General features: G+C 68.4%; 10 protein-coding genes. 3 read left to right on the top strand and 7 right to left on the bottom strand.

Translation table 11 applies throughout. The features are described from left to right. Nucleotides 1–3 precede the first annotated feature (3 nt). The 7 genes from H7J89_RS12315 to H7J89_RS12285 all read right to left on the bottom strand — a co-directional run bounded on the left by H7J89_RS12315 (nucleotide 4) and on the right by H7J89_RS12285 (nucleotide 9,640). On the bottom strand, nucleotides 4–1,989 hold the full coding sequence (locus H7J89_RS12315; RefSeq protein ID WP_264044256.1) for an acyltransferase family protein: 1,986 nt from the start codon (nucleotides 1,987–1,989) through the stop codon (nucleotides 4–6). 246 nt (nucleotides 1,990–2,235) lie between these two features. Next, entirely contained in the window at nucleotides 2,236–3,444 is a 1,209-nt protein-coding gene (locus H7J89_RS12310; protein WP_264043900.1) for a CaiB/BaiF CoA transferase family protein, read from the bottom strand. Further along, nucleotides 3,437–4,366, bottom strand: coding sequence for an SDR family NAD(P)-dependent oxidoreductase (locus H7J89_RS12305; protein ID WP_264043899.1), 930 nt, complete (start codon nucleotides 4,364–4,366; stop codon nucleotides 3,437–3,439). The genes H7J89_RS12310 and H7J89_RS12305 overlap by 8 nt, the downstream gene beginning before the upstream one ends. Further along, on the bottom strand, nucleotides 4,366–6,219 hold the full coding sequence (locus H7J89_RS12300) for a flavin-containing monooxygenase (RefSeq protein WP_264043898.1): 1,854 nt from the start codon (nucleotides 6,217–6,219) through the stop codon (nucleotides 4,366–4,368). The genes H7J89_RS12305 and H7J89_RS12300 overlap by 1 nt, the downstream gene beginning before the upstream one ends. After that, entirely contained in the window at nucleotides 6,216–7,391 is a 1,176-nt protein-coding gene (locus tag H7J89_RS12295) for an LLM class flavin-dependent oxidoreductase (protein ID WP_264043897.1), read from the bottom strand. The genes H7J89_RS12300 and H7J89_RS12295 overlap by 4 nt, the downstream gene beginning before the upstream one ends. Beyond that, the gene (locus H7J89_RS12290; protein WP_264043896.1) at nucleotides 7,388–8,764 is read right to left on the bottom strand and encodes an aromatic ring-hydroxylating oxygenase subunit alpha; all 1,377 of its coding nucleotides are present in this window, start codon (nucleotides 8,762–8,764) and stop codon (nucleotides 7,388–7,390) included. Before H7J89_RS12290 ends, H7J89_RS12295 begins: the two co-directional genes overlap by 4 nt. Nucleotides 8,765–8,779: 15 nt before the next feature. Further along, complete coding sequence (locus H7J89_RS12285) at nucleotides 8,780–9,640, bottom strand: SDR family NAD(P)-dependent oxidoreductase (protein ID WP_264043894.1); 861 nt, start codon at nucleotides 9,638–9,640, stop codon at nucleotides 8,780–8,782. A gap of 148 nt (nucleotides 9,641–9,788) precedes the next feature. Here H7J89_RS12285 and H7J89_RS12280 point away from each other — a divergent pair, with 148 nt between their 5' ends. The 3 genes from H7J89_RS12280 to H7J89_RS12270 are packed head-to-tail and all read left to right on the top strand — an operon-like array spanning nucleotide 9,789 to nucleotide 13,753. Next, nucleotides 9,789–11,399, top strand: a complete 1,611-nt coding sequence (locus H7J89_RS12280) for an SMP-30/gluconolactonase/LRE family protein (RefSeq protein ID WP_264043892.1) — start codon at nucleotides 9,789–9,791, stop codon at nucleotides 11,397–11,399. Further along, nucleotides 11,396–12,145 carry a GntR family transcriptional regulator gene (locus tag H7J89_RS12275; RefSeq protein WP_264043890.1) on the top strand — a complete coding sequence of 250 codons (750 nt, stop codon included), beginning with the start codon at nucleotides 11,396–11,398 and terminating at the stop codon, nucleotides 12,143–12,145. Before H7J89_RS12280 ends, H7J89_RS12275 begins: the two co-directional genes overlap by 4 nt. A 9-nt stretch (nucleotides 12,146–12,154) precedes the next feature. Further along, nucleotides 12,155–13,753: an AMP-binding protein gene (locus tag H7J89_RS12270; RefSeq protein ID WP_264043888.1), complete on the top strand. Its 1,599-nt coding sequence runs from the start codon at nucleotides 12,155–12,157 to the stop codon at nucleotides 13,751–13,753. Nucleotide 13,754: the final 1 nt, after the last annotated feature.

Here is a 13,754-nt window from a genome sequence, read left to right as displayed (position 1 = left end):
GGCCTATCGCAGCGATTCCTCGAGCCACGGCGTCAACCACTTCACCCCTTCGGGGGTGAGGTGCACGCCGTCGCTGCGCACCTTGATGCCGTCGACCTTGGCGGTGTAAACGCCGTCCGGACAAAGCTTTTTGTTCAGGTCCAGGATTTGCACGTTCGGATGGTGGCTGACGGCCTTGCGCAGCATGGTGTTCCACAGGTTAACCCGGTCGGGCTGGTCCTCCGGATACAGCCGGCCGTCCGGCTTTTCGCCGCCCCTGCTGTATGGCACGGTGGCAACCACCACTCGAACGCCGGTGGAGCTCACGATGTTAAGCGCGCGCTCCAGCTCGCCGTTGAGGTACGCGTCGAAGGTGGGGTCACCGATGTGCGTCCATTGCCCCTCGTTGACGCGGTCGACGGTTTCCCAGCGGCCGATGATCAGCAGCGCGACGTCCGGCTGGTCCTGGCCGACCTGGTTCGACCATCGGATCGGCCAGCCGTCGCATTCGGCCCTCTGCTCCAGGGTTTGGCCGATATACCGATACGGCGTGCCGCGCACCAGGCTGCAGCCGATGACGGTGTGGTCGAGGAATGCGAATCCCGGCGTGGGTGGCAGGTAGTGCATCCACGTCCACCCGATCGAATCGCCGAACACTGAAACGGTGAAGGGCCGGTTAGGGTCCCGGGGACCGGGAGGGCGGCTGCCACCCGGCGGGGAGGGAGACACCGCGGCGACCGCCGAGACTCCCGGCGGCAGCCCGGCCTCACGCAGGCCGGGCCCGGTCCCCACCGGAACGACCAGCAGGGTCACCGCGGCGGCGCTGGCCACCGTCGCCGCCGCTAGCGGCAGCAGCGGCACTCGCGCAGGCCGCCAGCGCCGGATGGGTTGCTCGATCAGCCACCACGACGCCGCGGCCAGCACCACCGTTGCGCCGCACCGGGCGGCGAAGAGCGGCAGCCCGCTCCAGCCGGTGCGTTCGCCGTTGAGCGCCAAGAAGATCGGCCAGTGCCACAGATAGACGCCGTAGGAAATGGTGCCCAGCCACACCATGGGTGGCGCGGCCAGGACGCGGGCGAGGACTCCCCGCTGCTCCAGGGCCACCGGCGCCACCACGAGGACGGCGGCGATCGCGACCCCGATGAGCAGACCGTGGCGGAATTCACCGCTACTTCCGGTGGCGTAGTGAGCCGCCGCCGCGAGGCCCGCCAGGCCGACGAGCGGCAGAACGCGGGCGACCCGCCGGGCCCACTGGGTCCGGATCAGGCACCAGCCCCGGTTCAGTGACGGCCAGTCGCGGACCAGCAGGGCCGCCGCCGCGGCGCCGGTCAGCAGCGCCTGCGCGCGGGTGTCGGTGCCGAAATAGACGCGGTCGCGCGTGCCGTCGGACACCATCACCATGGCGACCGCGGCCGAAGCCAGCGCCCCCACGGTGGCGATGACGAACGTGGCGAAACGGACCCCGCCCACGGTGGCCCGGGTGGAGCGGCGCCGGGCCCGCGCGGCCAGCAGCAGCGTGACCGCGATCAGCAGCACCGGCCACATGAAGTAGTACTGCTCCTCGACCCCGAGTGACCAGGTGTGCTGCAGCGGCGAGGGTGGGGCGCCCTGCGTGAAGTAGTCGGTCTTCTGAGCAACAAACCGCCAGTTCGCCATCCACACGAACGCCGCGATCGCGTCGTCGCGCAGGCCGGTCAAGGACCGATCGGGAAGCAGTTGCCGGGCCGCCGCCACCGTGAGCACCATCAACATCAGGGCCGGCAGCAACCGGCGCGCACGCCGAATCCAGAAGCCGGTCAGCTCAATACGGCCGGTGCGTCCCAGCTCGTCCAAAAGCAGCGAGGTGATCAGGAACCCGCTGAGCACGAAGAAGACGTCGACGCCGATGAATCCGCCGCTCACGCCGGGGATACCGCCATGGCCGACCAGCACGAGCGCGACCGCTATCGCGCGCAACCCGTCGAGTGCGGGAATGCCGCTGCGCCGCTCCGGCTTGTCCCAGATCGCCAGCCGACCGGCCCTGCGGACGGGAGCGACCCAGCGGGGCTGCCGAGCACGACGGGCCGGCGCGGGATCGGTCCCGCCCGGCTCAGCGCTCGCGGTTAGCGCGCCCTGACCACCATGTCGCCCGGCGCCATAGTTGATGCCGATACGTCGCTGCCCCTCCTCTTGATCGGAGCCAGCTTAAAGGCGATGTGGCCGGATCGACCGGAGACACGCGAAGACCCGCTTCGCTTTTGGCCGGTGCCGCGCGTGCTATACGGGTCCGGCCGGTTTCACGTCGGCGTTCACGTCGACGAGGGCCAGCCCGAGCTCTTCGAGCACCTCTTCGGTATCCGCGCCGAGCTCCGGGGCCGGCCCGGCGACACGGCCCGGCGTGCGGGAAAACCAGGTCGGCACACCGGGGAACCGCACCGGGCCGTGCCGCGTGTGCAGAGTCTCGAAAAAACCGACGGCGTTGAGATGCTCGTCGTCGAACAGGTTCGCCGGGCTGGACAGCGACGCGGCCGGTATCTCGAGTTCGCGGAACAGATCCAGCCACTCCTGCGTCGTCCGCTGCGCCATCGTCTCGGCCAGCAGCGCGTATACGGCGTCGATCTGGCGCGCGCGCCGCTCGAGTGTGGCGTACAGATCGCTCTGCCACGGGGGCCGCACCGCGTCCATGAAGGCGGCCCAATGCTTGTCGTTGTAGATCAGCGCGGCGATGTAGCCGTCACTGGTGCGGTACGGCCGCCGGTTCGGCGCCACCGTCCGCGGATACACCGCCGGGCCCAGCGGCGGATCGAACATGGCGCCGTTGGCGTGTTCGACGAGCATGAACGACGCCATCGTCTCGAACATGCCGACTTCGACCTCTTGTCCCTCGCCGGTGCGCTCGCGATGGAACAACGCCATCATGGTGGCGTAGAGCGCGGTGAGGCCGGCGACCTTGTCGGCCATGATCGTTCCGACGTAATTGGGTTCACCCGTCAACTGCTCTTGGACGAACGGCAACCCGCACGCGGCCTGGATGGTGTCGTCGTAGGCGGGCAGGTCCCGGTTGGGGCCGCGCCGGCTGTAGCCGTAGCAGTTGGTGTAGACGATGCCCGGATTGATCGCCGCCACCTCGTCGTAGCTGAACCCCAGCCGGGCAACCGCTTTGGAACGCATCGAGTGGATGAAAACGTCGGACCGTTCGATGAGCGCGCGCAGGACGGCCTTGCCCGAGTCCGACTGCAGGTCGACGGTGATCCCCCGCTTGCCGCGGTTGACGTTGACGAAGACGCCACCCATGCCCCTGGCCGGCCCGACCGACACGTAACGCGTGTCGTCGCCTTGCGGGGGTTCGACCTTGATGACGTCGGCGCCCATGTCGGCCATGATCTGCGTGCAGTAGGGACCCATCACCATCGCGGTGAGGTCGACGACCCGCACACCCGCGAGGGGGCCGCCGCGGTGGCCGGGGCCGGCCCCGCGGCTAGACATTGCGCGCGCCTTCCTTGCGGGCCGCCGTTCCGAAGCTGTAGCGGATGTGGTCGCCGTGCCCGTCGGGCACGACCGGAAACACCAGTGGCGCGGCCAGATAGCGGACGGCATCGATCTGCTCGGCCACGTCCTCGATCGACCACGACGACCGATGCACGCCGGGGGCCTCGGCGATCACCGCGCGGGCCACGCGACCGGCGATGGCAACCAGGATTTCACCGGTGACCGGGCAGCTTTCGTGCGCCAGCAAGCCCACCACGGGCGCAACCAGCTCGGTGCCCATCGGCGGATAGGCCGAGATGTCCAGTCCCTCGGCCATTCTCGTCACCGCCGACGGCACGATGACATTGCAGAGCACCCCGTCGGGGGCGCCTTCCAGCGCGACGACGTTGGACAGGCCGAGCAGGCCCGCCTTGGCGGCGGCGTAGTTCGCGACGCCGTGGTTGCCGTACAGTCCGCCGATCGACGAGGTCAACACGATGCGGCCGTAGTGGGCGTCGGACATGAGCGGGAACGCCGGCCGCACGACGTGGAAGGCGCCCCGCAGGTGAACGTCGATGACGGCGTCGAAGTCCGCGTAGCTCATCTCCTTCAATGACCCGCGCCGGACGTTGCCGGCGTTGTGGATCAAAACGTCGATGCGTCCGTAGTTGTCCAGCGCGGCTTGGATGATCGCCTGGCCGCCCTGCGGCGTGGTGACCGATTCGGTGCACGCGACCGCGTGGCCACCCGCGGCCCTGATCTCGCTCGCCACGTCGTGCGCGGGACCGGCGTCGGCGCCTGCGCCGGTCAGTGCGCCCCCCGTGTCGTTGACCACGACCTTGGCGCCGCGGGCCGCCAACAGCAGCGCGTACTGGCGGCCCAGCCCCCTGCCGGCACCGGTCACCACCGCCACCCGATCGTCGAATCTCAGTTGCGCCATCACGATCCCAGCACTAGGCCGTCCAGGTCACCCTTGGCGCGCCATTCGGCCAGCAGGTCGCTGAATGCGTAGAACCCCGGCCCGTACGGTTCGCCGAGGTGGGAGCGGATGCCCTCGCCCTCCTTGACGCCGGCGCCGCCGCCTTCGTTGTTGTAATAGCCCGGCGTGCACTCCATGTCGAATTGGCTGTTGTCGATCGCCGTGTCCTTGACCGTCCGGCACCACTGGTCTTGGGCGGCCTCGCCGGGTTCGACGGTGGTCGCGCCGCGGGCCAGGGCCTCGGAAATGATGTAGGCGATGTGCTCGCCCTGCAGTTCATAGTTGGCAGCGATGTTCGCGGAGATTCCCACCTGGGTGAACCCGGTGAAGAACTGGTTGGGAAAGCCGCGGCTCGTCATCCCGTGCAGCGTCTTGTACCCGTCGTGCCAGTAGTCGAAGAGCGACACCCTGTCGCGGCCTTCGATCGCGTCGATGGAATACCGGCGGCTGATCTCGGTCGTGATCTCGAAGCCGCTGGCGTAGATGATGCAATCGACCTCGTACTCAATCCCGTTGGCAACCAGTCCCTTTGCGGTGGCCCGCTCGACGCCCTTGCTGTCCGACACGTCGACCAGGGTCACGTTGGGACGGTTGAAGGTCTGCAGGTATTCGTCGTTGGTGGTCGGCCTCTTGCACAGGAACCGGTAGTAGGGCTTGAGCGCCTCGGCGGTCTCGGGATCCTCGACCAGGCTCTCGACCCTGCGCCGCAGCCGCTCCATCACTTTGAAGTCTTCCTCGTCACGGATGGCCATGAACTGCTCCGGCGTCATGGCGGCGGGATCGGCCAGCGCGAGGACGCGCGCCGCGGTGTTGCGGCCCAGCTCGGTCCAGAAGTCGCAGACCAGATCCGGCTGACCCAGCGCCATCCCCTCGAATGTCCAGGCGTGGAAGTTGCGTTGCCGCTCCTTCTGCCAGCCCGGCTTGAGCGTCTTCACCCACTCCGGATCGGTCGGTGCGTTGTTGCGCGCACCGACCGAAGAGGGCGTGCGCTGAAAGACGTAGAGGTGCTTGGCATGCCGACCCAGGAACGGCACGATCTGGATGGCCGTCGCCCCGGTGCCCACCACCGCGACGCGCTTGTCGGCGAGCTTGTCCAGCCCACCGGACGTGTCCCCGCCGGTGTACCCGTAGTCCCAGCGCGAGGAGTGAAAGCTGTGGCCCGCGAAGTCGTTGATCCCCGGTATGCCGGGCAGTTTGGGCCGGTGGAACGGTCCCGAGGCCATCACCACGAAGCGGGCCCGGATGTCGTCGCCGCGGTCCGTGCTGATCCGCCAGCGCTTGCCGGGCTCGTCCCAGTGCAGCTCGCGGACCTGGGTGGAGAAGATGGCCGAGTCGTAGAGCCCGTAGTGCTTCCCAATGCGCCGGCAGTGATCGTAGATCTCGGCGCCGTCGGCGAACTTTTTCGACGGGATGAAGTTGAGCTCCTCGAGAAGCGGCACGTAACAATAGGACTCGTTGTCGCACTGGATGCCCGGGTACCGATTCCAATACCAGACCCCGCCGAAGTCACCGCCCAGCTCGATGATGCGGACGTCGTCGACGCCCGCCTTCTTCAGGTAGGCGCCACACAGCAGACCACCGAAGCCGCCGCCGATCACGGCGACGTCGATATCCGCCGAGATCGGGTCCCGCACCAACGGCGGTGAATGCGGATCGGTTTCGTAATATCCGGCGAAGTCGTCGACCAGTTCGACGTACTGTTTGGATCCCTCCGGGCGCAGCCGCTTCTCGCGCTCCCGGCGGTACTTCTTGCGCAACGCCTCGAAGTCGACGTCGTCCGGCGTCTGCGATGGCGGGCAATCCGGGTTCGTCATGCCAGGGCATTCTCCGGCAGCGCCGCGGGGTGCAGGGGCGCGTCCATCTTCTGCACGGCGGGAAGCACCTCCTTGGCGAACAGTTCGGTGCTGGCCATCGCTTCGGCGTAGGGCATGGTGCCGAACTGCGGGACGATCGTCAGCTCCGCGAACGAGCACGCCTCCTGGGCGGCCTTGATCCGGTTGAAGATCTCCTCCGGCGTGCCGATCAGCAGGTTCGACGCGTGGTAGCCGGGCGTCTTGGACGGGCCGGCCTTGGCATCACCGGTGACGGACGACGCGAGGACGGCCGTCGCGGTCGCCTCCCGCGCGGCATAGGCCTCGTAGCCCTTGACGCCCTTGAAGTTCGACGCGTCGGCGAACCCGTAGTGCACGGTGACGTCGCGGTTGGCCGTCCAGATCCACTCCTCGGATGCGGCGGGGTCACCGGTGGTGCAGTACATGAACATCACGTTTTTCGGCTGGCAGGGCGGCAGGCCCTCCTCCTTGCGGAACGTGTTGACCTTCTGCACTTCCCGTCCGGCGTCCTCGATCGGCTTGTTGCCGACGAAGAGCGGCACCATGCCGCGGCGGGCCAGGATCTCCAGCGACTCGGCGGTCGAGGACGAGCTGTAGATGCGTGAAAAGAGGTCGCTGCTGAGCGGTTCGGGGCGCAGCGACATTTCGGGGACATTGAATATCTCCCCCTCGTAGGAGAACCGCTCGCCGGAGAACGCCAGTTGCAGGATGTCGAGGGTTTCGTTGAACCGCTGCCTGCTCTCCTCCCGCGGCACGCCGACGGCGTCGAACTCTCCCTTCGAGACCCCGCGGCCGATCCCGATCGTGGTGTAGCGGCCGTTGGAGAGGATGTCGAGGTAGGCGATCTGGTGCGCTAGCCGGACGGGATGCCACCACGGCGCGACGACCACGAAGGTGCCCAGGGCGACGCGCTCGGTGCGGCCGGCGAAATAGCTCAGCGCCTGAATGGGGTTGGGCGTCATGCCATATGGCGTCCCGCAGTGCTCGGGCATCCAGATGCCGTCGAACCCGAGCGGCTCGGCCAGGTCGGCGATCGCCAGCGTCGCCTGGACGCACTCCCAGTCCGGGGTGGCCGGCGGCCGGCTGAAGTCTTCGGCGAGCACACGCTCCCAGTCGTGGGAGTTGTGCGCGCCGAAACCAAGATTGACCTTCATCGTTTTATCTCCGTTGCTAGTTCCTTCGGGGCACCGGTGCCCAGGTAGCGGGCGAGGTTGCGGTGCAGATTGGCGGTGCTGCGTTCCATGTACGGGTTGGGCTTGGGGCCGCGGAAGCCGTACGACTTCATGCCTTTCTGGACGGCGGCCATGTTGGAGAAGTCCTGCGGCAGCACGCTGCGCCAGTTCGGGTCGTCCGGCGGTGCGTACACCCATTCAGTCTGCGGCTCTTCGCCTTTGGGGTAGAGCTCGTAACACGAGGCTTCGAAGATGCACTTGTCGGGGTCGTAGCCGAAGGGGCGGGCGCTGTAGCACAGCGCAGTGGTCAGGCCCTGGCCGATCTGGAAGTTCGGGAAGATCTGCCACGCGGTGCCGCTCTTGGCCAGGTGTTCGGGGTCGATGGTCGGCCACTCGACGCCGCGTGCGGCGTCGAGGCGCCGCGCCGAGGACAGCCAGTGCTCGAGCACCCGGCCGGCGGGGGTGTCCGCGGGCAGCTCGTCGACCAGCCGGCGGGCCGCCTCCACCAGGGTCCTGGTGGTGGTGGCGTTGGTCTCCTCCAGCGTGTAGATCTGCATCTCGGCCGTCGAGATCCGCGGATCCGCACCGGTGCCCAGGCGGATCTTCGATTTGGTCTCTTCCAGCCCCTTGGGCGCGTCGTAGCCGATGTTGCTGTGCTTGCCCTGCGCCATCGCCCAGCCGCGGAAGTTGCCGAATTTGTTGAACTGCGGATGGGTGGTGGCGACGTGGTACGTCTCGTTGAAGGCCTCCATCGCGACCTTCCAATTGCATTCGAAATGCAGCCATTTCCGCCATTTGCAGCGCATGTCCTGCAGGCGGAACGGGTCGAGCATGGTCGCGGCGGGCTCGAGGTAGTCCCGCAACGGCTCGCACGCCGGATCCATGTTGATCCAGACCCAGCCGCCCCAGGTGTCGACGTTGACCGGCGCCAGGTGGGTGTTCTCCGGCGTCAGGGCGCCCTGCCAGTCCTGCCGCTCGGGCACGTGGGTGCAGGCGCCGTCCTGGTCGTAGGTCCAGCCGTGAAACCCGCACACGAACGACTTCTTGTGGCCGCAAGCGTTTCTCGCGCCGTCCGGGGTGTCGACCAGCCTGCGGCCGCGATGCATGCACACATTGTGGTGAGCCTTGAGCGTGTCGGGTCCGGTGCGGATCACGACGACGGAGTCGTCCAGGATGTCGTAGGTGAGGTAGCTGCCGACCTTGGGCAGGTCTTCCACGCGCCCGACTTGCTGCCAGACCTTGCGCCAGAGCTTGTCGCGCTCGGCGCGCAGGTATTCCTCGGAGAGGTACGCCTCCACCGGGATCGTGACCGGCTCGGTCAGCTCCTCGGGCGCGGCCGCGCCGTTCTGTGTCATCGGGGCCCTCGCTTTCTACCCGTCCCAGCGCGTGATCGCCGCGCGGAATGTTTCGTCCTTGAGGAACACCGAGGTGTTGTCGGCGCCCAGGTGTCCCCACTTGAGGTTCAATCCGCCGTCCACCAGCAGTGTTTGTCCGGTGATGTAGCTGGACAGGTCCGACAGCAGGAAGAGGATCGCACCGGCCACCTCCGCGGGCCGCCCGCGGCGACCCATCGCGATGGCGCGGCGGTCGCGTTCGGGATCGGAGTCGACATACGTGCCCGACGCCGGTGTCTCGGTCACGCCCGGCGCGACCGCGTTCACCCGGATCGGGGCCGCGCTGTCGGCCAGTTCGAGAGCCATGGTGCGGGTTGCCGCCACGATCGCGGCTTTGGCTGTGCCGTAGGCGATGTGGAATGGCGCCGTGTTCATCCCGCTGATCGACGAGATCGACACGATGGAGCCCGGACGGTCGTGGCGCTTAAGTTCCGCGGCCACCGCCTGACTCATGAAGAACATCGTTTCGAGGTTGCGGGTGAACAGGTCGCGCCAGTCAGCGCGCGTCACCCGGGTCGACGGCATCCACGTCGACGGGTCCGCGCCGCCGGCGACGTTGACCAGCCCGTGCAGTTCACCATCGGCCCGCCGCACAGCATCGATCGTGGCCCGCACCCCGTCTTCGGTGGAGGCGTCGGCCGCGACGGGCACGACAGCCAGGCCCTCGGCCCGGAGCGGCCCGAGGTGCCGGTCGAGATTGTCCTGCCCCCGGCTCACCGCGACCACGGTCGCACCGGCCTCGGCGACCATGCGGGTGACGGCGGTCCCGATGCCGCCCCCCGCCGCGCCGGAGACCACGACAATGCGCCCGTCCAGGCTCAGCAGGCCGCTTATCATCTGGTTAGCCAATTGTCCGGACAAGATAATGATGTGCACTCATCAGAGAGCATGATTCTCTCGGGGATGGCGGCCCGTCAAGTGCCGGATCGAATCGGGTTGTGGCTATTGTCTGGACTATTGGTCGATTGCTAACGTGCGAGCGGTGATGGCCGGATTGTCACAGTCGCAGGGTCGCTTCTCCGCCGAGCGGGCGCCGAGCGTCGCCGACGGCTGGAGTCTCGCCCGCGTGACGCCCCCGAGCCGGCTCTTCGGCGCGAACGGCCTGCGGACAGGACCGGACGGCCGCATCTACATCGCCCAGGTGACCGGCAGCCAGATCAGCGCCCTCGACCCGGCGACCGGTCGGCTGGACGTCGTCAGCGCCAAGGGCGGCGACATCATCGCGCCCGACGACGTGGCCTTCGACCCGGACGGCAACCTGTTCGCGACCGAGGTCATGGATGGCCGGGTGAGCGTGCGCGATGCGACGGGCCGCACCCGGGTGCTGCGCGACGACGTGCCGTCGGCCAACGGCATCACGTTCTACCGGGACCGGTTGTTCATCGGCGAATGCCGCGACGGCGGCCGCCTGCTGGAGCTCGACCCGGCGGGCGGCGCGGCGCGGGTGCTGCTGGAGAGCGCGCCGTCGCCCAACGCGATGGAGGTCGGGCCCGACGGCATGCTGTATTTCCCGCTGATGGGCGCCAACGAGATCTGGCGCATCGACCCCGGCGGCGGCGCGCCCGAGCGGGTGGCCGGTGACCTGGGCGTCCCCGACGCGGTGAAGTTCGATCCCCGCGGGCGCATCGTGTCGACGCAGGTGCACAGCGGCCAGGTGCTGCGCATCGACCCCCGCAACGGCGACCGGACCGTGCTGGCCACGCTGAACCCCGGCCTGGACAACCTCACGTTCGTCGGTGAGCGGTTGTTCGTCTCGAACTTCACCGGCGAGATCACCGAGATCCTCGGCGACGGCCGTACCCAGACCGTGCTGCCGGGCGGGCTGAACTGGCCGCTGGACCTCGCCGTCGGCGCCGACGGCAATCTCTACATCGCCGACGGGACGTACTTCTATGTGCTCCTCGGCGACTCTCTCCAGACCGCCGGAATGCTGTTCAGCCCGGGCTATCCGGGCTTCCTGCGCGGGCTTGCCGCCGTGGCCGACGGCGAGTTCGTCGTCACCACATCCAACGGGCAGGTGGCGCGCTATCGGCCGGCCAGCAGCGAAAGCGAGGTGTTGGCAGAGGGTTTCGATCAGCTGTACGGGGTTGCGGTCACCCCGGGTGGCGCCGTGGTGGCGGCGGAACTGGGCGCGGGACGGGTGCTGTCCATCCGGTCGGGCGCGGTCGAGGTGGTCGCGACCGGGCTAAGCGAACCGGTCGGGGTGGCCATCACCCACGATGGGGGATGCCTGGTTTCAGAGGCGGGTGCCGGGCGAGTGGTCCGGCCGGGCGGCGGCGGCACGGTATGCGACAACCTGCAGCGGCCCCAGGGCATCGTGGTGCGCGACGGGCAGCTGTACGTGGTGGACGCGGGCGCCAAGGAGTTGGTCGCCGTCGACCTGGGCACCGGCGCGCGCCACACCATCGCGTCGGGCCTGCCGGTGGGTGCGCCGCCCGGCGTGACGCCGAAGCCGCTACGCGGGATGCCGCCCTTCTCCGGGCCGCAGGGCCCGTTCGCCGGTATCACCGCCGGGCCGGACGGCACGCTGTACATCTCGGCGGATGCCGACGGCAGCGTGTTGGCATTGCGGCGGGATCCCGAAGGGAAGCGATGACCGAAGCCAGAGTCGTCGACCACCGGTACCTGCAGGTCGCCCGCACGTTGCGGAAAGAGATCGTGGAGGGCGTCTATCCGGTGGGCTCGCAATTGCCGACCGAACACGAACTGTGTGAGCGATTTGCGGTGAGCCGCTACACCATTCGGGAGGCGCTGCGCCGCCTGCGCGAGGACAACCTGGTGTCGTCGCGCCCACGAACCGGAACCCTCGTGGTGCCGCGGCCCTCGGCCGACTCCTACGTCCAGCACGTCATGTCGATCAACGACCTGCTGGCGTTCGCGACGGACACCCGATTCGCCATCGAATCGGTCGCCATGGTCACCATCGACGACGAACTGTCCGCCCGGACCGGGCTGACGACCGGCGAAGAATGGCTGACCGTGCGCGGCTTCCGGCGGGCCGTCGCCACCGAGTCACCCGGGTACGCGCTTTGCCGCACCGAGTACTACATCAACCGCGCGTTCGCCGGCGTCGGCCGGTTGCTGCAGCGCCACGAAGGCCCCATCTTCCCGCTCATCGAGGACCTGTTCGGCCTCAGCGTCGTCGAGGTCCAGCAGGAGATCGCCGCGGTGGTCATCTCCCCGGACCTGGCGGCCGGCCTCGAGATCGATTCGGGGACACCGGCATTGCAGGTACAACGGACTTACACGACCTCCGACGGGCAGGTCGCGCAGGTCACCATCAACACCCATCCCGCGTCGCGCTTCCGGCACTCGATGACGATGCGGCGGGTTCGTGGCTAAGCTGCCGCAATGGCATCCACCCGGAAGCTGATCGGCGGGCGGTGGGTTCGGTGGGACGACGAACGCGCCGCCGATGCCTACGCGCGCGGTTGGTGGGTCCCCGGCACGCTGGCCGACACGCTGCGCGAGGCCGCCGAGCGCACACCGCGACGGGTGGCGCTGGTCGACGGGGACCGGCGGCTGGACTGTGTGGGCCTGTACCGACAGGCAACGGCGCTGGCGCAAGCGCTGCTTGCGCGGATCCCACCGGGCAGCGTGGTCTCCTTCATGCTGCCCAACTGGCACGAGGCCGCGGTGATCTACTTGGGCAGTACGTTGGCGGGGATGGTGGCGAACCCCATCCTGCCGTCCATGCGCGACCGCGAACTCCGGTTCGTCCTGGAAGACGCCGACAGCCGAATGATCTTTGCCCCAGCGCGGTTCGCTCATCACGACTATGCCGCGATGCTGGGCCGGGTGACCGCGCAGCTGGAGTCGCCGCCCGAGGTCGTGCTGGTGCGGGGGGACCCGGATGGGCATAGCGTCCCCTACGAAGCGCTGCTCGAGGAGCGACCCTCGGACGCGGCGCTGCCCACGCTGAATCCCGACGCCGTCCGCATGATCCTCTACACTTCGGGCACCACGGGACGGCCGAAAGGCGTTCTGCACAGCCACAACTCGATCCACGCGCTGATCCGCCAGATCGGCGAGCACTGGCTCGTCGAGCCGGGCGACGCGTTCCTGGTGGCGTCGCCGATCGCGCACATCGGCGGTTCCATCTACGCGTTCGAATGCCCGCTGCTGCTGGGCATGACCGCGGTCTTGATGGACCGGTGGGACGGCGACGACGCCGTCGCTCTGATGCAGGCCGAGCGGTGCACACACATAGCCGGGGCGACACCGTTCCTGGAGCACATGCTGGCCGCGGCGGAGCGCGCCGGCACCCGGCTCCCGGATCTGAAGCTGTTCGTCTGTGGCGGCGCGTCGGTGGCCCCCGCGCTGATCCGCAGGGCCGCGGCCTTTTTCGAGTCGGCGATCGTCACCCGGGTGTACGGATCGACGGAAGTCCCGGTCACCACGGTCGGGTCGGTGCGGGACGTCGATCACGCCGCCGACACCGACGGTCGCGTCGGCCTGGCCGAGGTCAAGCTCGTCGGCGGCGAGATCCACGCGCGGGGGCCGCAGATGCTGGCCGGCTACCACCACCTCGAAGACGAGGTGGAGGCCTTCGACGACGAGGGCTTCTTCCGCACCGGAGATTTGGCGCGATGGCTCGACGACGACTACCTGGTCGTCACGGGACGCGCCAAGGACATCATCATCCGCAACGGTGAGAACATCTCACCGAAGGAAGTCGAGGACATCCTCGCCGGGCACCCCGGCATCGCGGAGATCGCCATCGTCGGGCTGCCCGACGACCGGACCGGGGAACGGGCCTGCGCCGTCGTGGTGCCCGCGGGCGGTCCCGGCCTCGATGTGGCCAGCCTGCGCGGCTTCCTGGAAGAGTCGGGGCTGGCGCGGTTCAAAGCCCCTGAGCAGCTGGTGCTTTGGGACGTGCTGCCCAAGAACGACGCGGGGAAGATATTGAAGCACCAGATCAAGGCGGCGCTCATGAAGGCGGAGCAGTGAC

This window comes from Mycobacterium paraffinicum, assembly GCF_025822865.1.
In the GTDB taxonomy this organism is placed as follows: Bacteria; Actinomycetota; Actinomycetes; order Mycobacteriales; family Mycobacteriaceae; genus Mycobacterium; species Mycobacterium paraffinicum.
Note: the sequence above shows the minus strand (reverse complement) of the source record. Positions and strands in the feature narration are given on the sequence as shown.